Annotated in this window: 21 protein-coding genes; 9 read left to right on the top strand and 12 right to left on the bottom strand. The window is 74.3% G+C overall.

Annotation, left to right across the window (positions count from 1 at the left end; translation table 11 throughout):
* Positions 1-75 precede the first annotated feature (75 nt).
* Positions 76-4,995 (top strand): zinc ribbon domain-containing protein, encoded by a 4,920-nt coding sequence (locus tag GA0070614_RS20535; protein WP_088979549.1) that lies wholly within the window; start codon positions 76-78, stop codon positions 4,993-4,995.
* A gap of 114 nt (positions 4,996-5,109) precedes the next feature.
* Here the strand turns inward: GA0070614_RS20535 and purE are convergent, their stop codons facing one another.
* Both purE and GA0070614_RS20525 read right to left on the bottom strand, forming a co-directional pair.
* On the bottom strand, positions 5,110-5,601 hold the full coding sequence (purE, locus tag GA0070614_RS20530; protein WP_088977492.1) for a 5-(carboxyamino)imidazole ribonucleotide mutase: 492 nt from the start codon (positions 5,599-5,601) through the stop codon (positions 5,110-5,112).
* Positions 5,602-5,647: 46 nt separating this feature from the next.
* Complete coding sequence (locus GA0070614_RS20525) at positions 5,648-6,808, bottom strand: 5-(carboxyamino)imidazole ribonucleotide synthase (RefSeq protein WP_088977491.1); 1,161 nt, start codon at positions 6,806-6,808, stop codon at positions 5,648-5,650.
* A gap of 212 nt (positions 6,809-7,020) precedes the next feature.
* On the opposite strand from GA0070614_RS20525, the gene GA0070614_RS20520 reads away from it, so the two are divergent.
* Positions 7,021-7,671, top strand: coding sequence for a pyridoxine/pyridoxamine 5'-phosphate oxidase (locus GA0070614_RS20520; protein WP_088977490.1), 651 nt, complete (start codon positions 7,021-7,023; stop codon positions 7,669-7,671).
* Between the two features lie 98 nt (positions 7,672-7,769).
* Here the strand turns inward: GA0070614_RS20520 and GA0070614_RS20515 are convergent, their stop codons facing one another.
* On the bottom strand, positions 7,770-9,806 hold the full coding sequence (locus GA0070614_RS20515) for a thioredoxin domain-containing protein (protein WP_088977489.1): 2,037 nt from the start codon (positions 9,804-9,806) through the stop codon (positions 7,770-7,772).
* Positions 9,807-9,939: 133 nt separating this feature from the next.
* On the opposite strand from GA0070614_RS20515, the gene GA0070614_RS20510 reads away from it, so the two are divergent.
* The gene (locus GA0070614_RS20510; RefSeq protein WP_088977488.1) at positions 9,940-10,971 is read left to right on the top strand and encodes a phosphatidylinositol-specific phospholipase C domain-containing protein; all 1,032 of its coding nucleotides are present in this window, start codon (positions 9,940-9,942) and stop codon (positions 10,969-10,971) included.
* A 102-nt stretch (positions 10,972-11,073) separates the two neighbouring features.
* On the opposite strand, the gene GA0070614_RS20505 is transcribed toward GA0070614_RS20510, so the two are convergent.
* From GA0070614_RS20505 to mca, 3 genes are all read right to left on the bottom strand, one after another.
* Positions 11,074-13,536, bottom strand: a complete 2,463-nt coding sequence (locus GA0070614_RS20505) for a putative bifunctional diguanylate cyclase/phosphodiesterase (RefSeq protein WP_408630779.1) — start codon at positions 13,534-13,536, stop codon at positions 11,074-11,076.
* Positions 13,537-13,784: 248 nt separating this feature from the next.
* Positions 13,785-14,078 (bottom strand): hypothetical protein, encoded by a 294-nt coding sequence (locus GA0070614_RS20500; protein WP_088977487.1) that lies wholly within the window; start codon positions 14,076-14,078, stop codon positions 13,785-13,787.
* Between the two features lie 48 nt (positions 14,079-14,126).
* Positions 14,127-15,008, bottom strand: coding sequence for a mycothiol conjugate amidase Mca (mca, locus tag GA0070614_RS20495; protein ID WP_088977486.1), 882 nt, complete (start codon positions 15,006-15,008; stop codon positions 14,127-14,129).
* A gap of 187 nt (positions 15,009-15,195) precedes the next feature.
* On the opposite strand from mca, the gene GA0070614_RS20490 reads away from it, so the two are divergent.
* Complete coding sequence (locus GA0070614_RS20490) at positions 15,196-15,630, top strand: DUF4307 domain-containing protein (protein ID WP_088977485.1); 435 nt, start codon at positions 15,196-15,198, stop codon at positions 15,628-15,630.
* A 141-nt stretch (positions 15,631-15,771) separates the two neighbouring features.
* Positions 15,772-16,272 (top strand): transcription elongation factor GreA, encoded by a 501-nt coding sequence (gene greA, locus GA0070614_RS20485; protein WP_088977484.1) that lies wholly within the window; start codon positions 15,772-15,774, stop codon positions 16,270-16,272.
* A gap of 70 nt (positions 16,273-16,342) precedes the next feature.
* Here greA and ilvA read toward each other — a convergent pair whose 3' ends face one another.
* From ilvA to GA0070614_RS20465, 4 genes are read right to left on the bottom strand one after another with little or no spacing between them, the layout of a single operon-like run.
* Entirely contained in the window at positions 16,343-17,563 is a 1,221-nt protein-coding gene (gene ilvA, locus GA0070614_RS20480) for a threonine ammonia-lyase (protein WP_088977483.1), read from the bottom strand.
* A complete protein-coding gene (locus tag GA0070614_RS20475) occupies positions 17,560-18,456 on the bottom strand; it encodes a DUF4328 domain-containing protein (protein WP_088977482.1) in 897 nt (298 codons plus the stop codon). Before GA0070614_RS20475 ends, ilvA begins: the two co-directional genes overlap by 4 nt.
* A 49-nt stretch (positions 18,457-18,505) precedes the next feature.
* Positions 18,506-19,915, bottom strand: a complete 1,410-nt coding sequence (locus tag GA0070614_RS20470) for an amidase (protein ID WP_088977481.1) — start codon at positions 19,913-19,915, stop codon at positions 18,506-18,508.
* Positions 19,916-19,931: 16 nt separating this feature from the next.
* Positions 19,932-21,074 carry a cystathionine gamma-synthase gene (locus GA0070614_RS20465; protein WP_088977480.1) on the bottom strand — a complete coding sequence of 381 codons (1,143 nt, stop codon included), beginning with the start codon at positions 21,072-21,074 and terminating at the stop codon, positions 19,932-19,934.
* A 96-nt stretch (positions 21,075-21,170) separates the two neighbouring features.
* Here GA0070614_RS20465 and GA0070614_RS20460 point away from each other — a divergent pair, with 96 nt between their 5' ends.
* The 4 genes from GA0070614_RS20460 to GA0070614_RS20445 all read left to right on the top strand — a co-directional run bounded on the left by GA0070614_RS20460 (position 21,171) and on the right by GA0070614_RS20445 (position 24,499).
* Positions 21,171-21,497, top strand: a complete 327-nt coding sequence (locus tag GA0070614_RS20460) for a hypothetical protein (RefSeq protein ID WP_088977479.1) — start codon at positions 21,171-21,173, stop codon at positions 21,495-21,497.
* Positions 21,498-21,500: 3 nt separating this feature from the next.
* Positions 21,501-22,196, top strand: coding sequence for a nucleotidyl transferase AbiEii/AbiGii toxin family protein (locus GA0070614_RS20455; RefSeq protein ID WP_088977478.1), 696 nt, complete (start codon positions 21,501-21,503; stop codon positions 22,194-22,196).
* 46 nt (positions 22,197-22,242) lie between these two features.
* Positions 22,243-22,665: an HIT family protein gene (locus GA0070614_RS20450; protein ID WP_088977477.1), complete on the top strand. Its 423-nt coding sequence runs from the start codon at positions 22,243-22,245 to the stop codon at positions 22,663-22,665.
* Between the two features lie 229 nt (positions 22,666-22,894).
* Positions 22,895-24,499 (top strand): hypothetical protein, encoded by a 1,605-nt coding sequence (locus tag GA0070614_RS20445; protein WP_157745052.1) that lies wholly within the window; start codon positions 22,895-22,897, stop codon positions 24,497-24,499.
* An 83-nt stretch (positions 24,500-24,582) separates the two neighbouring features.
* Here GA0070614_RS20445 and GA0070614_RS20440 read toward each other — a convergent pair whose 3' ends face one another.
* Positions 24,583-25,089 (bottom strand): hypothetical protein, encoded by a 507-nt coding sequence (locus tag GA0070614_RS20440; RefSeq protein WP_157745051.1) that lies wholly within the window; start codon positions 25,087-25,089, stop codon positions 24,583-24,585.
* A gap of 67 nt (positions 25,090-25,156) precedes the next feature.
* Positions 25,157-26,410: a cation:proton antiporter domain-containing protein gene (locus GA0070614_RS20435; protein WP_157745050.1), complete on the bottom strand. Its 1,254-nt coding sequence runs from the start codon at positions 26,408-26,410 to the stop codon at positions 25,157-25,159.
* Positions 26,411-26,423: the final 13 nt, after the last annotated feature.

Below are 26,423 nucleotides of genomic sequence, written 5' to 3'. Positions count from 1 at the left end.
CGAAATCCGCGCCGGGTCAGGGCATGCTGCGACAGTGGGGATCCACAGTGCGGTCCGGCCGGGTGGAGGGGTGTGGTGGAGAACTTTCAGTGCTCCTCGTGCGGGCGGCAGTTCACGCCGGCCGCCCACTGCCCGCACTGCGGGGCCGAGCAGCCGCGCTGGCGCGAGCACCTGGCCGAGATCGAACGCTCCATCGCGGAACTGAAGGCGCGCGACGCCGCCATCGCCGCCGAGCAGCGGCAGATCGCCGCGAAGATGCAGGCCGCCCTCTTCCAGCGGGACATCCTCGCGCACGCCGGTGAGGAGCGGGTCAAGCAGGCCACCCGTCCCCGGCGGGTGCTGCGCCGCAAGCCGGGCCGCCGCCCGCCGACCGCCGCCACCGGCGCGCCACCCCGGGTGCCCCGCCAGGGCGCCGGGCCCGCCGGCCCCGACGAGCCGCCCCCGCCGCCGCGCGCCACCGCCACCTGGCTGGACGCGGACGACCCGGAGCACCCGCCGGAGGCGTCCTCCCGCGAGGTGCAGAACATCCCGCTCGGGCTCGGCGCGCTGCTGCTCGCCGTGGCCGCCGTGGTCTTCGCCGCCGTCGCCACCAGCTCGATGGACGCGCTGGCCCGACTGGGCATCCTGCTCGTCGCCACCGTGCTGCTCCTGCTCGCCCCACCCGTGCTGGCCCGGCGGGGGCTGACCTCGACCGCCGAGACCATCGCCACGGTCGGCCTGCTGCTGGTGCCGCTCGCCGGGTACGCGCTGTGGGCGGTGGACCGGATCGGCAACGGGGGCGCCTCCGGGGCGGTCTTCTCCGGCGTCATCTTCGCGGTCACCGCCGGCGTCGCCCTCGCCTACGCCAAGGGCACCGGGCTGCGCGCGCCCCGCTTCGCCGCCGTGCTCGCCGCCCAACCCGTGGTGCCACTGCTGGCGTACGACCGGGTCACCGGTCCGGGCGGGTGGGCGCTCGTGCTGACCGTGGTGGCGGTGCTCGACCTCTGGCTGGCCCGTTCCGGGCTGCTGCGGGAACGCCCGGTCCGCGACGACCTGCCGCCGGCCGGCCCGGCCGCCCCGACCACGCCGGTCCCGCCCCGGCAGCGCACCTCCGGCGAGACCCGCCCCGAGACGGCCCCCGAGGAGACCGGCGAGGTGGTCGGCGAGGCAGCCGCCACCGCGCCGCCGGAGGCGTCCCGGCCGGTGCCGTGGCTGCCCCAACTGACCTGGCTGCTGCACGGCGCCGCGGCGGCACTCGCCCTGGCGTACGGGGTCACCGCGCTGCTGCGGGCGAGCACCGTGCCGGCGGCCGTGGTGGCCGGTGCGGCGCTGCTGCTGGCGGCGGCGGTGACCCTGGCCGGCACCCTGGTGCTGCGCCGGCCACCGCTGCCCGACGTCGGCGCCGGCATCTTCACCCTGGCCGTGATCGGGGCGCTGGGCCGGATCGCCTCGGTCGCCTTCCCCGGCCGCGCGCTGCTGCTGATCGCCGCCGTCATCACGCTCACCGGACTGGCCGTCCGGGCCGTACCGGAGGCGGCCCGGCGCGGGCCGCAGTTCGCCTCGGCGGCGGCGCTGACGGTCAGCGGCGTGGTGGTGGCCGGGGGCGCGCTGCGCGCCGGCCTGGCCCCGGTCCGCGCCGCCCTGCCGGCCTGGTCGGCCGACCTGGACCGGTTCCCCGCCGAGCTGGCCGCCGCGGTCGGCCCGGCCGCCTGGCAGCTCGCCGCCAGCGCCCTGCTGCTGACCGTGGCGGCGGTGCTCGCGCTGCCACCGGAGATCCGTCGGGAGTTCGCGGTGGTCGGCGCGGGGCTGACCGCGCTCGCCGTGCCCGCCTCGCTCGGTCTGGGCTGGGCGGCGGCGCCCTGGCCGATGGTGCTCGCCGCCGTGGCCATCGGCCTGCTCGGCCTCTCCGCCGGCACCGAGCGGGCGGCCCTGGCGCACGCCGTCACCGCGACCGTGGTCGGGATCATCGGGGCCGGCGCCGCGCTGAGCCGGCCCGCGCTGACCGCGGCGGCGCTGACCGTGCTCATGCTGGCCGGGGTGCTGGTCGCGCTCGCGCCCCGGGTGCGGATCACCCCGGCGGTCGCCGACACGCTCTCCGGCTGGGCGGCCGGTGGGGCGGCGTTCGCGCTGCCCGGGGCGGTGGCCGCCTTCGTCGCGGCCACCGAGCCGGCCGGCCCCGCGCCCACCCCGGCGGTGCTGCGCGAGCTGACCGTCCCGATCCTCGCGGCGAGCTTCCTCGCCGTCTGCGTGACCCTCGGGTACGCGGCGATGGTTCAGGTCTCCCAGCGGCACGTCCCGCTGCCGCACGCGATCGGCACCGGGCTCGGCGCGCTGGCCGTGGTCGGGGCGGCCTTCTTCGCGCCGGGCCGGACCGCCGCCGACGCCTGGGTGGGCGGGCTGCTGCTGGTCGCGACCCTGCTGCTGCTCTTCGCGCCGAGGATCGACGCGTCCCGCCGCTCGGACGCCACCCTGGACAGCTCCGACCTGGCCGCCGCCGCGGTCACTGCGGCGCTGATCGCCACGCTGGCCCGGATCGCCGCGGTGATCTCCCCCGGCGGGCAGCTCGTGGTCGCCGCCGCGCTGGTGCTGGTGGTCGCCGTCGCCGCCCGCGCGATGCCGGAGGAGTGGCGGCGCGGCCCGGTGGCCGGCATCGCCATCGGCGGCGTGCTGATCGGTCTGATCGCGGGCTGGTCGGCGCTGCGCGGCGGCTGGGGGGTGCTGGCCACCCCGGGTCCGATCTGGGCCGGTGACCTGACCGGCTGGCCGGCCGCCCCGACCGGCGGCTCCACCTGGCAGGCCCCGGTCGCGCTGGCGCTGCTCGGCACCGCCGCCGCGATCCTCCTGCCCCCACCCTGGAAGTACGACGTGGCCGGCGCCGCCGCGGCGCTCGCCACCATCGGCGCGCCCGCCGCGTTCGACCTGCCGTGGTGGTCGCCGGTGCTGGTGGGCCTGGCGGTGGCCACCGTCTTCGGGACGGCCTCGGCGGCCACCGTCGATCCGCGCGGGGCGCTGTCCCGGGCCGTCGTGGCCGGTGCCGTCGCGCTGCACGCGGCCGGGGCCGGTCTGGTCCGCCCGTGGACCACCGCGCTGGCGCTGGGCGGCGTCGCGCTCATCGGCCTGGTCGTCGCCGGTCTGGCCCGTACGCTCGCGCCGTCGCTGGTGGAGGACGTCGAGACCGAGGGGATGCCGCCGCACCTGGTGCAGATCGGCGGGGCGGCGGCCGGAGCGGCGCTGCTCGCGCTGCCGGGGGCGGTCGCCGCTCTGGCAGCGGAGTTCGGCCACCCCGCCCAGGTGGTGCTGACCGCCGCGTTGGCCGCCTCCAGCGTCGGGTTGGCGGCGGTGGCGGCGGTCCGCCGCCAGGTGCCGCAGTACCTGCCGTACGCGAGCGCGGCGATCGTCGGCGGCGCGACGATCAGCGCGCTGGCGGCCATCTTCGCCGGCCTGCCCTCCGGGGTGTACGCCGCCGCTGCCGCGCTGCTCGGGGTGCTCGCCGAGCTGGTCCGGGCGGCCACCGTCCCGCCCGTCGGCTCGGCCCAGCCGGTACGCCGCTGGGCGGTGCTGCTGGACGGCGCCCTGCGCCGACTGCCGGACGACGGCACGCGCCGCCGCTGGCGGGTCAGCCCCGCCGCCGGCGCCCTGGCCGCGGCGGCCCTGCCGACCCTGCTGGCGTTGGCCTCGCTGGCCCCGCTGCTCTACGTCGCGCTGGTGGAGCCGCACCGGATGCTCTCCCGGATCTGGCAGGGCCCACCACCGGAGCTGCTCACCCCGCCGCCGGAGGCGGTCGACGGCACACACGTGCTCACCGCGCTGCTGCTCACCGCGACGGCGGCGCTGGCCGCCACCGGCCTCAGCGGCGGGCGGCGCTCGCGGGCCGTACCGGTGGTGCTGCCCGGCCTGGCGGTGACCCTGCTGATCACGCCGACCGCCCTGGGTCACGCCTGGCCGGAGAGCACGCTTGCCGCGCTCGCGGTCTTCACCATCTCGATGCTCGGCCTCGCGCTGACCCCGCCGCCGTCGCTGGCCGAGCGGGCCCGGTCGCTGCGGGTCGCCCGGGTGCTGGTCTTCGTGATCGGTCTGGCCGCCGGTGGCGCCGGGCTGGCCGGCAGCCTCGGCGCCCGGGGGCTGACCCTGTTCACCCTGGGCGGGGCGGTCGGCGTCGGCACGGTGGCGGCGCTCTTCGGCAGCACCCAGCGGGCACGGATCCTGGGCTGGCTCTTCGCCTCGCTGATGGCGCAGCTCTTCGTGCTCACCGCCGGCCTGGTGGCCGGGTTCGCCGCGGTCTGGTCGGCGTTCGGGGTGCTGGCCGTCGGTGCGGCGTTGCAGGTCTTCGCGGCCACCCTGCCCCGGCTGCGCCGCCCCGAGGCGCAGCGTGAGGCGGCCACGGTGGAGTGGAGCGGGTACGCCGCCGCGCTGATCGCCCTGGCGCTGGCCTTCGACTCGCCCCGGCACATCGCCGCCCTGCTCGCCGCCTGGGGCGCCGTGCTCGGGGTGGCGGCGACCCGGCCGGGCCGACGCCCGGTGGAACGGCGCATCCTGTTCTGGTCGGTGGTGGCCTGCGAGATCACCGCCTGGTGGATCCTGATGCAGGTCGCCGACGTGGCGCTGCCCGAGGCGTACACGCTGCCGTTCGCGGCGCTGGCGCTGCTGGTGGGGGTCCTCGAACTGCGGCACCGGCCGGACCTGTCGAGTTGGGTCGCGTACGGGCCGGCGTTGGTCGCCGCGTTCGTGCCGACCCTGGCGATCGTGCTGGCCACCGAGTCCAGCATGCTGCGGCAGGTGCTCCTGCTGCTCGGCGCGGTGGCCGTGCTGATCTTCGGGTCGATGAGCCAGCAGCAGGCGCCGGTGATCGTGGGGGCCACGGTGACCGCGATCGCGGCGGTGCACGCCCTGTTCAGCCTCGGCCCGTGGCTGGTGCTGATCCCGGTCGGGCTGGTGCTGCTGGTGCTCGGCGCGAGCAACGAGCGCCGTCGCCGGGCCCAGGAGCGCCTGCAGACGGCGCTGCGCGGCATGCGATGAATTCGAGGGGCTGCGGTGTGACTGCCGTGTTGCGCCGAGCGGGCCGGGTGGGAGCGGTGGTGCCGGCGCAGCGAGCTTGGGGCCTGGGCGGGGCAGCCGGCAGCGGGAGGCGGCTCAGTCGAGGGAGGCGCGCAGGGCGGCGTCCTTTTCCGCCACCATCTCCTCCAGGGCGGCCTGGAAGTCGGCCACCCGCTTGAGCAGCGCCGGGTCGCTCGCGGCCAGGATCCGCACGGCGAGCAGGCCGGCGTTACGGGCGTTGCCGATGGAGACCGTGGCCACCGGGATGCCGGCCGGCATCTGCACGATGGAGAGCAGCGAGTCCATTCCGTCCAGGTGCTTGAGCGGCACCGGCACGCCGATCACCGGCAGCGGGGTGACCGAGGCGACCATGCCGGGCAGGTGGGCGGCCCCACCCGCCCCCGCGATGATCACCTTCAGACCCCGGTCGGCGGCGGACCGGCCGTACTCGATCATCTTGACCGGGGTGCGGTGGGCGGAGACGACGCCGACCTCGTACGGCACGCCGAACTCGTCCAGCGCCTCGGCGGCGGCCTTCATGGTCGGCCAGTCCGAGTCGCTGCCCATGATCAGTCCGACGGTGCTCACGCTCGGTCTCCCCTCGTTCCGACCGGGTGGGCCGCCGCAGACGGGCTCACTCGTGTCCCTCGCGCAGCCAGCGGGCGGCTCGCGCGGCCCGGGCCCGTACGTCGTCCAGGTCGTCGCCGAGCACGGTGACGTGCCCGATCTTGCGGCCGGGTCGCACCTGCTTGCCGTACAGGTGCACCTTGGCGCCCGGCTCGGCGGCGAAGAGGTGGTGCAGCCGCTCGTCGATGGAGATCCCGCCCGGCTCGCCGCCGAGCACGTTCGCCATCACGACGACCGGCGCGGTGAGCGAGGTGTCCCCCATCGGGTAATCGAGCACGGCCCGCAGGTGCTGCTCGAACTGCGAGGTGCGGGCCCCCTCGATGGTCCAGTGCCCGGAGTTGTGCGGGCGCATGGCCAGCTCGTTCACCACCAGCCCGGTGGGCGTCTCGAACAGCTCGACCGCCAGCATGCCGACCACGCCGAGCGCGGTGGCCAGGTCGATGGCGAGCTGCTGGGCGGCGACGGCCACCTCCTCCGGCAGGTCGGGGGCGGGGGCGAGCACCTCCACGCAGATCCCGTCCCGTTGCACGGTCTCCACCACCGGGTACGCGGCGACCTGCCCGAACGGCGAGCGGGCCACCTGCACGGCCAGTTCCCGGCGCAGCACCACCCGCTCCTCGACCAGCAGCGAGGTGCCCCCGGCGAGCAGGGTGGCGGCCAGCTCGGCGGCCTGACCGGCGTCGGCGACCATCCAGACGCCCCGGCCGTCGTACCCGCCCCGGGCCGCCTTGAGCACCACCGGCCAGCCCCGCTCCTCACCGAAGGCGACCAGTTCGGCCGGCGTGGTGACCGGACGCCAGGCCGGGTTCGGCGCGCCCAGGGCGGTGAGGCGCTCCCGCATGACCCGCTTGTCCTGGGCGTGCAGCAGGGCGTCCGCCGGCGGGAAGAGCTTCACCCCCTCGTCGGCCAGGGTGCGGATGTGCTCGGTGGGGACGTGCTCGTGGTCGAAGGTGACCACGTCGCAGCCCTTGGCGAAGGTGCGCAGCGCGGCGAGGTCGGTGTGGTCGCCGTACTGGACGTCGGCGGCGACCAGGGCGGCGCCGTCGTCAGGGGCGAGCGCCAGCACGCGCAGCGACTGGCCGAGGGCGATCGCGGCCTGGTGGGTCATCCGGGCCAGCTGGCCCCCGCCCACCATGCCGACGACAGGCAGACCGGTACGGGAATCCATAGCGCCGCCAGCCTATCGGGACCGCCGACCCCGCCGGAGCGGAGGGGCGTCACCGCCCGAGCGGACCGTCGGCGTCACCGGCCGCAGCCGGCCGGCACGGCAGTCGGCATCCGCCGACGATGAAGCGGGAGAGCCTGGAGCCCACCCGGGGCACGCACGGCGCGGCCGGCCGTGGGGCCACCCCGACGGCCGGAGATTGACATGATCACCGCATGACGACCCGTGACATGCTGCGCGGGCTCCCGGTGCTGGCGCACGAGATGCCCTCCTTCGACCCCACCGACGTGCCGGACGCCCCGGTGCCCCTCTTCGCCGCCTGGTTCGCCACCGCGGTCACCGCCGGGGTGGACGAGCCGCACGCGATGACCGTCTCGACGGTGGACGCCGACGGCTTCCCCGACGCCCGGGTGCTGATCCTCAAGGACCTCGACGACGACGGCTGGGCCTTCGCCACCAGCGCCACCAGCGCCAAGGGCCGGCAGCTCGCCGGCAACCCCCGCGTCGCGCTGACCTTCCACTGGCGGGAGCTGGGCCAGCAGGTACGGGTACGCGGATTCGCCCGGCCGGCCGACCCGGCGGCTTCCCGGCAGGACTTCCTGGCCCGCCCGTTCGGTTCCCGGGTCGCCACCCTCACCGGCCGGCAGAGCGAGCCGCTCGCCGACCGGGCCGCCCTCGACATCGCCTTCGCCCGCAGCCGCGCCCTGATCGGGGCCGACCCGGACCTCGTCGCCGAGTCCCACACCGTCTACCGGGTCCGCCCCGAGACCGTCGAGTTCTGGCAGGCCGACCGGGAGCGCCGGCACGTCCGGCTCCGCTACCGCCGGACCCCGGACGGCTGGGACCGCGAGCTGCTCTGGCCGTGACCGGGCGACCGGCGCCGACGCGCTGAGGGTGACGCCGGTCACGCGAGCCGCTCCGGCCCTGACCACGACCGACGCCGACGCCAGCCGGGTGACGCCGGTCAGGCGAGCTGGGCGACCAGGTCGTCGACCGAGGTCACCGGCCGCTGGCAGACGAAACCCCGGCAGACGTACGCGGTGGGCTGGCCGTCGACCAGCGGCCGGTCCGCGAGCAGCGGCGCCCCGGGCTGGTCGGGGCGACCGGCCACCACCACCGCGCCGGGCGGGGCGTGCCGCACCGCGGCGGCGACCAGCGGGTCCCCCTCCGGGTCGTCGGTGACCACCGCGATCTCGTACGGCCCGGAGAGCAGCGCCTCCCCCACGGTCGCCGCGTAGCCGGTGAACCGGGCGTGCCGCCCGACGATCGGCGCGACGGTGGCGAGCGCCTTCTCGGCCGCCTCCCGGTACCGGCTCTCCCCGCTCAACGCGGAGTACGCCACCAGCGCCGCCACGATCGCCGAGCGGCCGGACGGGGTGGCGTTGTCGGTCGGGTCGGCCGGGCGGGTGACCAGCCGCTCGGCGTCGTCGGCGGTGTCGTAGAAGCCGCCGTCGGGGGCGGCGAAGCGGGCCAGGGCGGTGTCGAGCAGGGCGCCGGCCAGCTCCAGCCAGCGCCCCTCGCCGGTGAGCTGGTGCATGGCGCAGAATGCCTCGGCGACGCAGCCGTAGTCCTCCAGCACGCCCGCCGGCTCGCCGACCACCTTGTCGCGCGACGCGCGACGCAGCCGCCCGTCCACGATGTGCACGGTGGCCAGGTGTTCGGCGGCGTCCCGCATCGCCCCGTCGGCGACGATGGTGACGCCCTCCATCAGGTTCGCGTCCTCGTCCTCGCGGGAGGCGTACCCGGCGGCGACCCGGAGGAACTCGGCGATGGCAGTGATCGCCAGGCCGTTCCAGGCGGCCACCACCTTGTCGTCGCGGGCCGGCTGTGGGCGGGTGTCCCGGGCGGCCAGCAGCCGGCCGACGACGTCCTGCCAGCGGGCCCGGATCTCCGGGTCGGCGTCGTCGACGTCGCGGGCCAGCCGCAGGACGCTCATGCCGTGTTCGAAGGTGCCGTCCGCCGTGACCTCGAACAGGTCGGCGGCCCAGCGGCCGTCCTCGTCGCCGAGCGCCTCGACGAGTTGGGCCGGCGTCCAGGCGTAGGTGAGACCCTCGACGCCCTCGGTGTCGGCGTCCAGCGCCGAGGCGAACCCCTCCCCCGGCCGGTGCAGCTCGTCGGCGAGGAAGCGGGCGGTGTCCCGGGCGACCCGGCGGGCCGTCCGGTCGCCGGTGAGCCGCCACAGGTCGGTGTAGAAGCGCAGCAGCAGGGCGTTGTCGTAGAGCATCTTCTCGAAGTGCGGCACGGTCCAGTGCCCGTCCACCGAGTAGCGCGCGAAGCCGCCGGCGAGCTGGTCGTGGATGCCGCCTCGGGCCATCGCCTCGCCGGTGTGCCGGGCGATCTCCAGGCTGCGCGCCGATCCGGTACGCCGGTGGTGCCGCAGCAGGAACAGCAGGTTCATGTGCGGCGGGAACTTCGGTGCGCCGCCGAAGCCGCCGTTCGTCTCGTCGTACTCGCGGGCGAGCTGGTCGGCGGCGGCGTCGAGCAGTTCGGCGGTGAGCGGGGCGGTGGGGCCGCCCACGGCCTGGGCCCCGCCGATCGCCTGGACCACGGCGGCACCCTGCTGGAGCACCGCCTCGCGCTGGTCGCGCCAGGCGGTGTCGACCGACTGGAGCAGCCGGACGAAGTTCGGCTTCGGGAAGTAGGTGCCGCAGAAGAACGGGGTGCCGTCGGGCGTGGCAAAGACCGTCATCGGCCAGCCGCCCTGCCCGGTCATCGCCTGGGTGGCGGTCATGTAGACGGCGTCGACGTCCGGCCGCTCCTCACGGTCCACCTTGATCGCCACGAAGTCGTCGTTGACCAGCGCGCCGACGTTCTCGTCCTCGAACGACTCGTGCGCCATCACGTGGCACCAGTGGCAGGCCGCGTAGCCGACGGAGATCAGCACCGGGACGTCCCGCCGCTTCGCCTCCTCGAACGCCTCGGCGCACCAGGGCCACCAGTCGACCGGGTTGTCCTTGTGCTGGAGCAGGTACGGCGAGGTGGCGTCCGCGAGTCGGTTCACCCGACGACCATATCCACCCCGCGACGCGTCCGGCGGTCGGACCGATGGCATCCGGGGGCCTTCCCCCGTTCACGTTCATCTATTTATATCTGTGCATGCCGGCGGTGGTCGCCGGCCTCGCGAGGAGGCACGCATGCGCGGAATCCGTACCCTGACCGCCCTCACCTCGACCGCGGTGCTCGCGGCGGTGCTCACCGGACAACCCGCCTCCGCCGCCGTGGACCCGCAGACCCGCGTCTCCGGGACCACCGCCGTCGGCACCCACAACGCGTACGAGAAGGGCACGTACACCTACCTGGCGCAGGCGCTCGACGCCCGGCCCGGCCTGATCGAGCTGGACGTCTGGCCGGACGTGTTCACCCGGCAGTGGCGGGTCAGCCACTCCAACCCGTTCGGCAACGACAACAACTGCGTCGCCGCCACCAGCGCCGCCCAGCTCTACACCGGCACCCGCAACAAGAACCTGGAGCACTGCCTGGACGACATCCGGCTCTGGCTCGGCGCCCACCCCGACGCCGGCCCGATCCAGCTCAAGCTGGAACTGAAGACCGGCTTCAGCTCCCGTACCGGGCAGGGACCGGCCCAGCTCGACGCGTTGCTCGCCGCCCGGCTCGGCAGCCGGGTCTTCCGTCCGGCCGACCTGAAGGGCGGGTACCCGACGCTCGACGCCGCCGCCCGGGCCGACGCCTGGCCGAGCCGGCAGCAGCTCGCCGGCAAGGTGATCGTCGAGTTGATCCCGGGCACGGTCGAGGAGGGCAACCCGACCGACACCCTCTGGACCGACGTCGAGTATGCCCAGCACCTGCGCACGCTCGCCGCGGCCGGCACGTTGGAGCGGGCGCAGGCGTTCCCCGCCGTGCACCGGGCCCAGGCCGGCGACCCCCGCACCCGGTACGCCGACACCGGCCTGCGCCCCTGGTTCGTCCTCTTCGACGGCGACGCGGGCGCGTACGTCACCGGCGGGATCGACACCTCCTGGTACGGCGCCAACCACTACCTGCTGGTGATGACCGACGCGCAGAACGTCGCCCCGGCCGTGCCGGCGGGTGACGTCGAGGCCGCCCGGGCCCGGGTCGCCCAGCTCGCCGCCGCCCACGCCAGCATCGCCTCCGCGGACTGGGCCACCATGCCCGCCGTCGTCGGCACGGTCCTGCCCCGGGGCTGACCCGTCGGCGGTTCGCGGCGTGTCGCGGTGTCCCCGAGAAGGGACACCGCGACACGCCGCATCCCGTGAGCACGGTCCCGGGTCGCCCGGCCGCGCGGACGGTCAGGAAGCGCCGTCGGCGCGCAGCGGGAAGACGTTCGACTCGGCGGAGTCGCGCAGCGTCCCCAGCACCGCGCCGATCTTGTCGGCCGGCATCGGCTTGAAGAAGTGGTAGCCCTGGGCGGCGGTGCAGCCCAGCTCGGCCAGGGCCAGCCGCTGCTCGGCGGTCTCCACACCCTCCGCGACCACCCGCAGGCCCAGCTCGTGGGCGAGCCCGACGGTGGTCCGGACGATCGCGGCGGCCTCCGGCGAGTCGACCATCCGGATCACGAAGGAGCGGTCGACCTTCAACTCGTCGACGGCGATCCGGGTCAGGAAGGTCAGCGACGAGAAGCCGGTGCCGAAGTCGTCGACGGCGAGCTGCACGCCCATGGCCCGCAGGGTCGCCAGCACTTCGTCGATCACCTCCAGCTCGCTCATCACCACCGTCTCGGTGATCTCCAGGACCAGCCGGTGCGGCGGCACCTGGTGCCGGCGCAGCGCGTCGGCGATCTCGGCCGGCAGTCGCGGGTCGAGCAGGCTGCGCGCCGACAGGTTCACCGAGATCGGCACGTCCAGCCCCTGCCGGGTCCAGTCGGCCGCCACCGCGAGCGCCTTGTCCAGCACGTACCGGGTGAAGGTGCCGAGCTGCTCGCTGTTCTCCACCGGGCGGATGAAGTCCACCGGGCCGAGCCAGCCGCGCCGGGGGTGCCGCCAGCGGATCAGCGCCTCCACCCCGGTCGGCGCGCCGGTGGCCAGGTCGACCGCCGGTTGCAGGGCCAGCACCAGCTGGTCGTCGGTCTGCAACGCCTCCCGCAGCTCGGCCAGCAGCGCGAGCTGGTCGGTGCTCGCGGCGTCGCGGGAGCTGTCGTACGCGGCGACGCTGCCGCCGCCCTCCTTGGCCTGGTACATCGCGATGTCGGCCCGGCGCAGCAGCTCGGTCAGGTCGGCGGTGCCCGCGCCGGCCACCACCACCCCGACCGAGACCTCGACGGACATCCGCACCCCGGCCACCTCGGTCGGTGCGGCCAGCCGCTCGGCGATCTCCCGGGCCTGGCGCAGCGCGTACGCCATCGGGGCCGCCCGGTCGCCGACCACCGGCACCGACGTCAGCAGCAGGGCGAACTCGTCCCCGCCGAGGCGGCCCAGCAGGTCACCGGGGCGGGCGAGCGCGCCCAGCCGGTTGGCGGTCAGCCGCAGCAGCTGGTCGCCGGCCGCGTGCCCCAGGGTGTCGTTGACCTCCTTGAACTGGTTGATGTCCAGCAGCAGGAGGGCGACGGGACGGTCGTGGGCGAGCTGTCGCAGCGACTGGTCGCCCTTGCTGAGCATGGCCGCCCGGTTGACCAGCCCGGTCAGCGCGTCGTGCACCGCCTCGTACGACGACCGGGCGCTGACCAGCCGCAGCTCCCGGTGGGTGGCCGCGTCGTGCAGCGCGGCGGCGAGGGCGTCGGAGAAGGCGGCCACCGCGTCGCGCTCGCGGGCGCTCGGCGGCCCCGACGCGGGGAACCGGACCCGCAGCTGGCCGACCTCGACGTCGCCGACGGTGAGCGGGCGGGTCAGCTCGTGCTCGCCGGCGGTGGACGGGCCGGGCGGGCCCACCTCCCGGTCGCGGACCTGGCCCGCGGCGTCGCCCCGGTAGCGCCGCCAGCGGCCGTCGCCCCGGGCCACGTCGACGTCGACCAGTTCGGCCCCGAACAGGTGCAGCGCGCCGGTCACCGCGGCGGTGGCCACCCCGCGCTCGTCGAGCTGGTTGAGCGCGGCGGTGGCCTCGGCGAACGCCCGCCAGTCCCGGCGCTCCCGATCGGCGCGCAGCCGGTGCCGGTAGGTCTGCTGGAGCAGCCAGAGCGGCGGCGGGAGCAGCAGCAGCCAGCGGGCGTCGATCTCCAGCAGCGCCACCACGGCCAGGCCGACCGCCACGTTGCCGACGAACATCAGCGACTTGCCGCGGAGCGCGACGAGGATCGGCGGGCCGACGGGAACGCCGTGCCGCAGGGCCAGGGTGGCCCCGCCGAGACAGGCGGTGGCGAGCAGGTAGGTGACCGAGCCGGCGATCAGCGCGGCGGCGAGCCCCGGAGTGGGGGCGGCCAGCAGCGGCGCGCCGAGCGCGGTGGCGACCGTGACGGCCAGCGCGGTGGCGGCGGTCAGCGAGGCGGCGATCCGCAGCACCTCGACCGGGGGCCGGCGGTCGACGGCCAGGGACATCCCGCCCCAGGCGAGCCCGACGCCGAGCAGCGCCGCGGCGGGCAGCCACCCGGGCGGCACGAAGTAGAGGCAGACGATCAGGGCGGCCTCGCCCCAGGTGATGCTGATCATGCCGGTCGCGGTGCGGAACCGCAGCCGGGCCAGCTGGGCGACCGCGAACGCGGCGACGGCGAGGCCGAACCGCGCCGGCGCGGGCAGGGGGTCGTCCGGCGGGAGCGTGACCGGGACGGTCAGGCCGATCACGATCGCCGCCAGTGCGGTGAGCGTGACGGCGGCGATCAGCAGGAGGACTCGTGGCGGGGTGCCGTGGGAGTCGGCCCGGTCGACGGGATCGCCGGCCCTGCCGGAGCTCACCGGCCCGCTCCGTCCGCCGTCGTCCGGGAGGCGCACGGGACGGACGCTGCTGCCACGGTCATGGCGCCCCCCTCCCGCGCACGGCTCAGGGACTTTCGATCCCCCCGGCGGAAGGCTAAGCCAATCCGGGTGGCCGCAACAGGGGGCGACGACCCGGATCGACGTGAATCACGACCCGATCAGCCGTTCCGGTGCTGCTGGTGGCCGTTGGGAGCATTCGTACGTGATTCCTGCGGCCCCGTCTCGCCGGTCGGATCGGCGGCGGAGGCGTCGGACCGGCCCGCGTCGGCCGACCCGCGCTGGTCGGGGAAGCGGTCGGGCAGCCGGCGCAGCCGGGAGTTCATGTTGCGGATCAGGAAGATGGTGGCGGCGGACAGCAGCAGGATGAGGAGCAGGCCCATGGGCCCGGCCAGACCACCCGTGCGGGTGTCACCGAAGTTGTTCGCCGCGAGCACCTGGGCAGCGGTCAGCATGGTGGTTCTCCGATGTGCGGTGGGGTTTCAGCGTAGCCCGACGCCCGGTCAGCGGGCATGGACCGTCTCGCGCACCCCGGCGAAGAGGTCGGACTCGGGCAGCGGGCTGTCGACCAGCGAGCGGACGAGTTCGAAGTCCTCCGTCGGCCAGGCGCGCTTCTGCAACTCCATCGGCACGTGGAACCAGAAGCCGTCCGGGTCGATCTGGGTGGCGTGGGCGCGCAGCGCGTCGTCGCGGACGGGGAAGTAGTCGGCGCACTCGACCCGGGTGGTGATCCGGGGGCCCTTGTCCGGACGGCCCTCCCAGCGGGTGATCCACTCCTCGTACGGCGACTCGAGGCCGGCTTCGAGCATCCCCTCGTGCAGGGCCATGATCTTGCCCTTGGAGAACCCGATGTCGTAGTAGAGCTTGAGCGGCTGCCACGGCTCGCCCAGCTCCGGGTAGCGCTCCGGGTCACCGGCCGCGTCGAAGGCCGCGACGCTGATCTTGTGGGTCATGATGTGGTCCGGGTGCGGGTAACCGCCCTCCTCGTCGTACGTGGTGACGACGTGCGGACGGAACTCACGCATCAGCCGCACCAGCGGGCCGGCGGCGACCTCGACGTCCTGCAGCGCGAAGCAGCCCTCGGGCAGCGGCGGCAGCGGGTCGCCCTCGGGCAGCCCCGAGTCGACGAAGCCCAGCCACGCCTGTTCCACGCCGAGCACGGCGCGGGCCGCGTCCATCTCGGCGCGGCGGATCTCGGCGATGTTGGCCCAGACGTCGGGCCGGTCCATCTTCGGGTTGAGCACGCTGCCGCGCTCACCACCGGTGCACGTCACGACCAGGACATCCACGCCTTCGGCGACGTATTTGGCGGTGGTGGCGGCGCCCTTGCTGGACTCGTCGTCCGGGTGCGCGTGCACGGCCATGAGACGCAGCTGCTCTGCCAACTCGGGCGCTCCTCGTCTGTGTCCGCCGGCGACCCGACCGGGCCCCCGGCTGACCTGCCGGAATCCTCCCCCGCACCGGACCCTGCCGGCACCGACCTGTCATCCTTGACCACAGGACGGGCTGGGAGAATGGAACCCTCCCATTCTTGCCGATGCCACCGACAACGACGCCAGGAGATACCCGCCGGTGACCGAGACGCACGCCACAATTCCATCGGGCGCGCCGGTGTTCCCGCCCGGTCGGTACGGCCGTCGGCGCGAGCCCGGCCGCCGCCGCCCCCTGCTGGTCTGGCTCCTGGTGGCCGTCGTGGTCGCCGGGCTGAGCCTGGTCGCCGTGCAGCAGTACGCCCGCTACGGCGATCCGGACTACGACGCCGAGGTGATCACCTACACCGACGTCACCGACACCGGCGTACGGGTCGACTTCCGGGTCACCGTGCCCGCCGGCGGTACGGCGGTGTGCCTGCTGCGGGCCCGCTCGCACGACGGCGCCGAGGTGGGCCGGGAGGAGGTGCCCGTCGACGCCGCGCCCGGCGAGCGGCACCTCACCGTACGGCACCGGGTCGCCACCACCGCGCGCCCCTTCATCGGCGAGGTGGTCCGCTGCCGGCCCGCCGGCTGAGCCCACCACCCGGCACGGACGGCGGGAACGTCCGATTCGCGTGCGGTGCCCCCTGGTGATCGACGACACCCCGGGGTGTGCCGCGCTGGTAACTTGGTAACTCACCTGTCAGCCAGTCCGCACAACCGAGGAGAACGCCCTGTGTCCACCAACGGCAAAGAGGCGCCCGCCACCTGGCTGTCCCAGGACGCGTACGACCGCCTCCAGGCCGAGCTCGACGAGCTGATCGCCAACCGGCCGGTCATCGCCGCCGAGATCAACGCCCGGCGTGAGGAAGGCGACCTGCGGGAGAACGGCGGCTACCACGCCGCCCGCGAGGAGCAGGGCAAGGCCGAGGGTCGCATCCTCTACCTGAAGGAGCTGCTGCGCACCGCCCAGGTCGGCGAGGCGCCGACCGCCGACGCGGTGTCGCCCGGCATGGTGGTGACGATCTACTTCGACGACGACACCGACGACACCGAGACGTTCCTGCTCGGGTCGCGCGAGATCGCCTCCACCACCGAGCTGACCGTCTACAGCCCGGAGTCGGCGCTCGGCAAGGCGATCCTGGGTGGCCGCGCCGGCCAGGCCTGCACCTACACGGCGCCGAGCGGCGCCGACATCAAGGTGACGATCGTCAGCTTCGAGCCCTTCGCCGGCTGAGTCCGGCCCCGCCGGGTCCGCGACCCGGCGGGACCTTCCCGCGTACGGCGAGGCGTGGCACCGTCCGGTGTCACGCCTCGCCCGCGAAGACCACCTGGTAGCCGCTGGCCCGCAACGCGCTGATCAGCGTGTCCGAGTGCGCCACGCCCCGGGTCTCCACCGACAGCGCCACCTCCACCTCGCCGAGGCGCAGGTGCGGATTGGCCCGCTGGTGCTCCACGTCCACCACGTTCGCCCGGTGCTCGGCGATCTCGGCGAGCAGCGAGGCGAGCTGGCCGGGACGGTCCGAGCAGCGCACCGTCACCCGCAGGTAGCGCCCGGCGGCGGCCAGGCCGTGCTCGATCACCCGCAGCATCAGCAGCGGGTCGATGTTGCCGCCGGAGAGCACCGCGACGACCGGGGTCTCCACCTCGACCGCCCCGGCCAGCAGCGCGGCCACGCCGACCGCGCCGGCCGGCTCCACCACCTGCTTGCCCCGCTCCAGCAGCATCAGCAGCGCCCGGGAGATGTCCTCCTCGGCGACCGTGACGATCTCGTCGACGAGCTTGCGGACGTGGGTGAAGGTGAGTTCCCCGGGCCGGCCGACCGCGATGCCGTCGGCGATGGTGGAGAAGGCCGGCAGGCGTACCGGCTCGCCGGCGGCGAGCGAGGGCGGGAAGGCGGCGGCGCTGGCCGCCTGCACCCCGATGACCCGTACGTCGGGGCGCAGCGCCTTGGCCGCCACCGCCATCCCGGAGATCAGCCCACCGCCGCCGACGCCGGTGACGATCGTCCTGACGTCCGGGCACTGTTCGAGGATCTCCAGCGCCACCGTGCCCTGGCCGGCGATCACGTCCCGGTGGTCGAAGGGGTGGATCAGCACCGCCCCGGTGCGCTCGGCGAAGGTCTGCGCCGCCACCAGCGACTCGTCGACCGTGTTGCCGACCAGTTCGATCTGCGCGCCGTACCCCTTGGTGGCGGCCACCTTGGGCAGCGGCGCGTTGACCGGCATGAAGACCGTGGCGTGGGTGCCGACCAGGCCGGCGGCGAGCGCCACCCCCTGGGCGTGGTTGCCGGCGCTCGCGGCCACCACGCCCCGGGACCGTTCCTCCGCCGACAGCCGGGAGATCCGCACGTACGCCCCGCGCACCTTGTACGACCCGGCGCGCTGCACGTTCTCGCACTTGAGCCAGACCGGTCCGCCGAGCGCGGCGCTCAGCGGCCGGGAGGGCTCCAGCGGCGTGGTGCGGGTGACGCCGGCGAGCAGGTCCCGCGCGGCCCGTACGTCGGCGAGACCGACCAGTTCCGTCATGCCCCGATCGTGCCACCCGCCGCCGGTGGGACCTGCGGTGACACCGGGGTCGGCGGGATCGGCGCCGGCTGCGGGTAGGACGGGACGGGCCCGCCCGGGGTCACCGTCATGCCCGGGGTGACCGGCCACGCGGGCGTGGCGCGGGCGATGCGGGCCTGCTGCGCGGCGGAGATCCGCCGGACCAGCACGATGAGGCTGGCCGCCGCGACCAGGCAGGCCACCGCCGGCACGAGGTGCCAGCCGAGGACCCGTTCGTAGTACGCGACGTAGGCCTGGAAGTCCGCCGCGTCGACCGGGTTCTCCGGCAGCCGGGCGTACTCGCGCTCGTCGCGCTTGTCGACGAACCGCTCGCCGAGGCTGAACACCAGCCAGGCGGTCCACCAGACGCCGACCAGCGCCGGGGTGCGCCGCTGCCACAGGCTGTCCCGGGCGATGTTGGCCACCACCCGGGCGGGCACCACCAGGTTGGCGAACGGCACCAGCCAGCCGGCGATGGCCCAGCCCGCGCCGAGCGAGGGCAGCGCCCCCGGGAAGGCCTCGATGTTCTTGCGCGCCCGCCAGGTCCAGATGATGACCAGCACGGCGGCGGTCAGGATGGCCAGGACGAAGGGGAGCGAGAACGCCAGCTCGACCACCGCGGCGCCGAGCAGCAGGTCGCCGTCCCGGTCGGCGGCGGCCCGGTCGGCCATCATCAGGCCGACGACCGGGAAGAGCGACACCAGCAGGAAGAGCAGAGCGGTCGCGCCGACCGCGATCTGCACGGCCGTCCCGATGCCGCGCACCGCGTACGTCGGGAGCCCGGGCGTCACGGCCGGCCGGCCGAGCGGGGTGTGGCAGTTCCGGCACTCGTCGAAGGTCGGGGACGTGGTGTCCCCACAGGTCTGGCAGTGCATCGATGACCGTCCTGGGAGTGCGGCGGGGGTGCGCGCACACGCTAGACGATCATGCGGTGGCCGGCGACCCCGTTCCGACGCGCGGGTAGCCGGGGGCGTGTCGGGTCCACGGCGCCTGCATCTCGAACTGCCCCGCCACGCCGAGCAGCAGCAGCTCCGAGCCGGGCGGACCGATGAGCTGCGCGGCGACCGGCAGGCCGTCCGGACGGCGGCCGACCGGCACCACGATCGACGGCAGGCCGGCGATGTTCCACGGGGCCGCGTACGGAGCGTACCGGATGTTGGCCTTCATGTTCGCCAGCCAGGAGCGGCTGGACCAGGCGGTGGCCTCCGGCGGCGGACCGGCCAGCGCCGGGGTGAGCAGCAGGTCGACCGAGTGGTCGGTGAAGAACCCGATCGAGCGGTCCCGCCAGGCGGCCCGGTCGGCCTCCCGCACGTACCCCCGCCGCTGCGCCCACTCGCCGAGCGCGACGTGCCGGCGGCTGCGGCGCTGCAGGTGGCGCGGGGCGACACCGGCGGCGCGCACGTCGGCGGCGGCCGCGGCGAACCAGGTGGCGATGCCCTGCAGGCCGAGCGCGGTCGGATAGACCGGGTCGGCGGGGACGGTGTCGTGGCCGGCGGCGGCGAGCAGCCGGCCGGCGGCGGCCACCGCGTCCCGGTTGGACGCGTCCGGCGCGACACCGCGCACCGGGGAGCGGAGCGAGACGCCGACCCGCAGCCGCGACGGCGGGACCAGCTTCTCCTGGGGACGGCCGGCGAGCACCTGGAAGCCGACCGCCGCGTCGGCGACCGTGGTGGTGAGCATGCCGTGCTCGGTCAGGCCGAACCAGTCCTCCGCGCCGAGCTGGCAGGGGACGACGCCCCGGCCCGGCTTGAGCCCGACCAGTCCGCAGCAGGCCGCCGGGATGCGGATCGAACCGAGACCGTCGTTGCCGTGCGCGATCGGCACCAGCCCGGCGGCCACCGCGGCGGCCGCGCCCCCGGAGGAGCCGCCGGGGGTGCGCCGGGTGTCCCACGGGTTGCGGGTGATCGCCGTCTCGTCGTCGGTGAGGCCCCAGAGGCCGAGCTCCGGCATCCGGGTCACCCCGAGGATCACCGCGCCCGCGCCGCGCAGCCTGCGGACCACCTCGTGGTCGGCCTCCGCCACCGGCGTACGCACCGCCGCCGACCCGTTCCAGGTGGGCAGGCCGGCGACGGCGGTGTTCTCCTTGACCGCGACGGGCACCCCGGCCAGCGGCAGGTTGGCCAGGTCCTCCTGCTCGTCGACCTTCTCCGCCTCGGTGATCGCCTCCCCGCCGCGCACCGCGCGGAACGCGGCGAGGTCGGCGTCGGCCCGGGCGATGTGCTCCAGGTGGTCGGCGACGACCTGGGTGGCGGAGACGTCGCCCCGGCGTACGCCCCGGGCGATCTGCTTGGCGGTCGCCCCCACCCAGGTCGGCATGATGTCCTGCACGGCCACCCTCCCCAGCCAGCGGTCAGCCCAGCGCCTGCTCCAGATCGGCGAGCAGGTCGTCGACCGTCTCGATGCCGACAGACAGTCGCACGAGATCGCCGGGAACTTCAAGCGGCGAGCCGGCAGCACTTGCGTGTGTCATCCGGCCCGGGTGCTCGATCAGCGACTCCACGCCGCCGAGGGACTCGGCGAGGACGAAGAGCTCGGCCCGGTTGCAGATCTGAACGGCGTGCTCCTCGCCGCCGGCCGCCCGGAAGGAGATCATGCCGCCGAAGCGGCGCATCTGCTTGGCGGCGACCTCGTGGCCGGGGTGCGAGGGCAGACCAGGGTAGATGACCTGACCGACCTTCGCGTGCCCCTCCAGGTACGCGGCGATCCGCTCGGCGTTGTCGCAGTGCCGGTCCATCCGTACCCCGAGGGTCTTGATGCCGCGCAGGGTGAGCCAGGCGTCGAACGGGCCGTTGATCGCGCCCATCGCGTTCTGGTGGTAGCGCAGCTCGTCGCCGAGGCCGGTGTCGGCGGCGATCAGCGCGCCACCGACCACGTCGGAGTGCCCGCCGACGTACTTGGTGGTGGAGTGGACCACCACGTCCGCGCCGTGCGCGATCGGCTGCTGCAGGTACGGCGAGGCGAAGGTGTTGTCGACCACCAGCAGCGCCCCGGCGTCGTGCGCCACGGCGGCCAGGGTGGCGATGTCGGCGATGCCGAGCAGCGGGTTCGTCGGCGTCTCCACCCAGACGATCCTCGTGCTGCCGGGCCGGATCGCGGCCCGCACGGCGTCCGGGTCGGAGACCTTGGCCGGGGTGTACGCCAGCCCCCAGCGCTCGGCCACCCGGGCGAAGAGCCGGTACGTGCCGCCGTACGCGTCGTCCGGGATCACCACGTGGTCACCCGGCTTGCAGACCGTACGCAGCAGGGTGTCCTCGGCGGCCAGGCCGCTGGCGAAGGCGAGCCCGACGGGGCCGCCCTCCAGCGCGGCGAGGCACTCCTGGAGCGCGTCGCGGGTGGGGTTGCCGGAGCGGCTGTATTCGTAGCCCTGCCGGGGCGCGCCGACGGCGTCCTGGGCGTAGGTGCTGGTCTGGTAGATCGGTGGGATCACCGCGCCGGTACGGGCCTCGGGGTCCTGGCCGGCGTGGATGGCGAGCGTCTCGAAGCCGTGGTTCATGACGGAGACGTTAGTCCTCCCCCTCGTCCCAGCGTGTGGAACCCGGCCGCGGGTCACATCGGCGGTTCCGTCGTCCCGCTGGGTCATACTGGCCCGGTGACCTCGCCCGCCCCGCTGCCGTCCCGCCTGATCGGCGTCGCCGAACGCATCCCGGGTTCGCTGTCGCTGCTCGCCGGTCCGAGCCAGGGTCGGGTCAGCCTGCCGGTGCGGCTGGCCTGGTCCGGCCTCACCGAATTCGACGTCACCGATCCCCGTCAGCGGTTGACGCTCTACCGGACGCTGATGGACTGCGGCCAACTCGACGACATCGTCCGCTACGTCAACGCCACGCTGCTGCGCCGGGACTGGCCTCGGATCCGGCGGCTGACCGCCCGGCGGGTGATCGCCCTGTGGGAGCGCCGGCTGCCCGAACTCAGGGCCTGATCGTTGGACGAGCTGCACCGCCGGCTGCTCCAGGTCGGCTTCACCGCCGGGGACGACCTCGGGTTGGTGCTGGCCGGCGGGTACGCACTGTCGGCGCACAACCTGATCAGCCGGCCGTCACGGGACATCGACTTCGCCACCGCGACGGCAGTGCCCCTGCCGATCGTGGCCGAGCGCCTGGCTCAGGCGTACTCGTCCGAGGGCTTTGACTGCCGGGTCGTCGAAGCCGGTGCCCGAATGGCCCGCCTGCTCGTGTCGACCCGCACCGTCGCCTGCGAGGTGGACGTACTCAAAGAGGCCATCGGGCCGCCGGCGACGCTGAGCGTCGGGCCGGTTCTCGCCTTCGAGGACGCCGTGGGGTTGAAGGTCCGGGCGCTGCACGACCGGGCCGCGCACCGCGACTACATCGACATCCGCGCCGCCAACGGCCAGCTGAGCTTCGCGGATCTGGAGACCCTGGGCGCACGGCACACGCAGGGGTTCTCCCTGGCGGAACTGGCCGACCGGTTGGGCGGGATCGAGGAACTCGACGACCAGACCTTCATGTCCTACGGGCTCGGTGACGAGGACATCCGCCGGCTGATCGACTGGGCAGTCCGGTGGGAGGCCGACATCCGGCGGCGCCTCGCGACCGGTGACCACGGGCCCGCCGGACTCCCCTCGGACGACGAGTGGGAGAGCTACCTCGACGAGCCATGACGATCTGGCGCGGCAAGGACGCGCCGGTCGTACTAGCCTGGGCCGGATGAGCGGGTGCGTGTTCTGCGGGATCGTCGCGGGCGAGGTGCCCGCGTTCCGGGTGGTCGACGAGCCGGACGGGGTCGCCTTCCTGGACACCCGGCCGGTGTTCAAGGGGCACGTGCTGGTGGTCCCCCGCGCCCACCTGGTCACCCTGGACGAGCTGCCGGCGGACGCGCTGCCCGGTTACTTCCGTCTGGTGCAGCGGCTCGCGGTGGCGGTGGAGACCGGCCTGGGGGCCGGCGGCACCTTCGTGGCGATGAACAACCGGGTGTCGCAGTCGGTGGCGCACCTGCACACCCACGTGGTGCCGAGGACGAAGGGCGACGGCCTGCGCGGCTTCTTCTGGCCGCGTACCCGGTACACCGACGACGCCGAGGCGCACCGGTACGCCGACCGGATCGCCGGGGCGTCACCCGCCACCGGATAGCGGACCCGCCGCCGTCCTGGAAATTGCACGGCTGTCGCAACATCCGCCGACAGGAATCGCATTTGCGAAACAAGTCCCGCACCTGTTTCAGAATTCCGTTCACACTGGCGAATGGCGTACTGTCCGCCTACCGACTGAGGGAATGCCGAATATCGATCAAATGGCAGAGTGCATTCTGCCGAGCAGTGGGACAACAGGTCCCCGCCGGCATCTGACGTCGGGAGAACAGATGCCAAGGAGATCGACAGTGGCGGCGGTGGCGCTCGCCACCGTGGCGGCGCTGGCGCCGCTGACACCGGCCAGCGGCGCCGCCGCGACGACCGCGACCGCGGCGGCGCCCGCCGGGCCGGCCACGCGGACGGTGCCGACGACCGTGCGGCCGGAGGGCGCGCTGAGGCAGTCGACGGCCAGCCGCGAGCAGATGGCGGATCTCGACCGCCGCCACCGCGAGCAGCGGGAACGGATCGCCGCGGCGCAGCCCGCGCCGGCCGGCGCCCAGGTCGACGCGGCGGAGCGGGCGAAGCCGGTGGCGCAGACCGAGGCGGCGGAGATCAGCGCCCAGTCGCTGCTGATCCGGCGCAACAACGCCAACACGCGCGCCTCGGCGGTGAGCAGCACGTTGGGCGAGACGGCGGCGGCCAACGACGGCTCGTCGGTCTTCTACACCGGCAACACCTACGCGTCGTACTCCACCAACGACGGCAGCACCTGGACCGGGGTCGGCCTGCCGGCCGGTCCGGCGGACGCGCCCAACGCGTGCTGCGACCAGGACGTGGTACGGGCGCACAACACCGACCGCATCTTCAGCATCCTGCTCTACACGAACGCCGCTCTGAACAATGGCGGAGTACGAATCTTCGTCCGGGACAATCCGGCCAGCGCACCATTGTGCACCTATTACATCGACCCGGGCGGCGCCGCCGACGACGTACTGCCGGATTATCCGCACATCGGGGTCAGCGCCAACGCCCTCTATCTGACCACCCAGAACCAGCGGGCCGGTTCCTGGATCGGTTCGCAGATCAGGCGGTTCAACCTGGCGCAGATGTCCGCCTGCACCACGGCCACGACCAACACCCTGACCCACGTCGGGTCGGTCGGTCAGCGGGTGTTCACCCCCGTCGAGGGCGCGCAGAACTCGACCACCATGTACTTCGGCGCGATCGAGAGCAACACCTCGTTCCGCATCTTCAGCTGGGCGGAGTCGAGCACGTCGGTGCCGCAGACGGTACGCACCATCAGCGCGTCCAACTTCAGCAATCCCGACTGCCGGGGTGGCACCGGCAACTTCGACTTCATCGAACGCGCCACGTCCTGGACCGCGGCCGGCTTCCGGATGCGCGGCGCGCTGCACGGCTCCCGGGTCACCTGGTACTGGCACTCCGCGCCGACCGGCGGCATCACCCAGGGGCACGTCCGGGCGGCCTCGTTCCGCACCTCCGACCTGACCCTGGTCGAGCAGCCGCACATCTGGAACGCCTCGCTCTGCTTCGGGTACCCGGTGGTGAGCGGCAACGTCTTCGGTGACCTGGGGATCTCCATCGCGGCGGGTGGCGCCGCCGGTGGGGGTGGCGCGGCGGCACAGGGCTACGTGGGCGTCGACGACACCCCGGCCGACCCGATCGCCTTCGGATCGGTGATCCTGACCGCCTCGGGCACGCACAACCGCACCGACGGCCGGTACGGCGACTACTTCACCGTGCGCACCAACGCGAAGTGCCAACGGACCTGGGTCGGCACCAACTACGCGCTGTCCGGGGGCAACACGACGTCCGCCCACGTCAACGCGCGCTACGTCGAGTTCGGCAGCACCCTCGACTCGGGTTGCTTCTGACCCCTGGACCCGGTGGGCCCTCGGGTGACCGCCCACCCGGTGTCGCCCGGTCCGTGCCCTCGGGCGCGGACCGGGCCAACGGGTCAGCCGATCCGGAACTCCGACGAGTGGACCCACTCGGTGACGGCACCCTCCGGGGTGGGCGACCAGCGGAAGCCGAAGGCGATCCGGTGGACGCCGGCCAGCAGCGGCGGCGCGGAGAAGTTGCCGCCGGCCGTGTCGAGCCGGATCTCGCGCCGTTCACCCGGCGCCCAGGTGACGACGGCCGACGCCCGCTCGACGCCGCAGTTGTCGTAGCGGGTCCACGTCCCGCCCTCGCGCCGTTCCAGCAGCACCGGAGAGCAGTCGGTCCGCAGGTCGTCGGCGTACAGCGGGGCGGCGCCGCCGTTGACCACCGTCAGCACGATGACGTCACCGACGCGGTGACGGTCGGCCGGAACGGTGACCGTGACCGGCGGGGCCGCCGGGCCGGTGCCGGACGCCGTCGCCGGGGCGGAGGCGGACGCGTCCGGATCGGGCTGCGCACAGCCGGCGAGCACGGCGACCGACAGCACCGCGACACCGCCCAGCCACCTGCTCCATCTGCTCATACCGGTTCGACGTGTCACCGTCCCGGACCGTTCCACCACCTACGGTGACGATCCCGCACGGGCGGCGTCAGCGCGACGGCACGGCCCGGTCGGCCGGCTCCGGCCGGGCGACGTCCGCAGCGGGTGTCGCCGGGGCCTTCGGCAGCAGCGGTCCGGCCATCGCCGTGGTGACCAGCGCCATGATCACCATCATGGTGAACATCTGCTTGTCCAGCACGTGCAGGCTCACGCCGACGTTCAGCACGATCAGTTCGGTCAGCCCTCGGGTGTTCATCAGGACGCCGAGGGTGCGGGCGTCCCGGCCGGGCAGGCCGAGGGCCAGCGCCGGTGCGGCCGCGCCGATCGTCTTGCCGACGCAGGCGACCAGGATGATCGCCCCCAGCTCCAGGTAGTTCGCCGCGGTCAACGAGGCGATGTCGACGCCGAGCCCGGTGACGATGAAGAAGACCGGGAGGAGTACCAGGCCGATGTTCTCGAACGGCTCGCGCACCTGCCGGTGCAGCGCCGCCTCGGGCCGGCGGGGCATGATGAAGCCGAAGGCGAACGCGCCGAAGATCGCGTGGATGCCGATCCAGGTGGTCGCGTAGGAGGACAGGAACACACCGGCCGCGACGAAGATCGCCAGGTACGCCGGCCGGTTCAGCGCCGCCGTACGACGGACGAAGGCGGTCAGCAGCGGGCGGACCACGGTGGACATGACCGCGACGTAGGCGGCCGAGAGCACGGCGATCTGGACCAGGTCGGTGCCGTCCCCGGCGGCGGCGATCGCGGCGACCAGCGCCAGGATGCACCAGGCGAGGATGTCGTCGATCGCCGCGCTGCCCAGCGCGAGCACGCCGACCTCGGTGTGCAGCAGTTTGCGGTCCTTGAGGATGCGGGCCAGCACCGGGAACGCCGTGATCGACATCGCGGCGCCGAGGAACAGCGCGAACACCGTGAAGGGCACCCGCCGGCCGGCGACCGTGGCGTGGTCGGCGTAGAGCAGGGCGGCGAGACCGACGCCCAGGCCGAAGGAGAGCGCGATCGAGCAGAGCGAGACCGACAGGGTCAACGCCTTGCGGCGGGCCACCACCCGACGGTCGAACTCCCAGCCGATCAGGAACATGAACAGCAGGAGCCCGACCTGCGAGATGGCGCTGAGGTAGGGCCGGGCCTCGGCCGGGAAGATCACCGCGGTGGGGTTGCCGGGCAGCAGCCCGAGCAGGCTCGGACCGAGCGCGATGCCGGCGATGATCTCGCCGATGACCACGGGCTGACCCATCCGCCGCAGCCAGCGGCCGAAGACGTACCCGACGACGAGGACGATGGCGACGTCCGCCATGACCACGGCGACG

This window comes from Micromonospora coxensis, from assembly GCF_900090295.1.
In the GTDB taxonomy this organism is placed as follows: domain Bacteria; phylum Actinomycetota; class Actinomycetes; order Mycobacteriales; family Micromonosporaceae; genus Micromonospora; species Micromonospora coxensis.
Note: the sequence above shows the minus strand (reverse complement) of the source record. Positions and strands in the feature narration are given on the sequence as shown.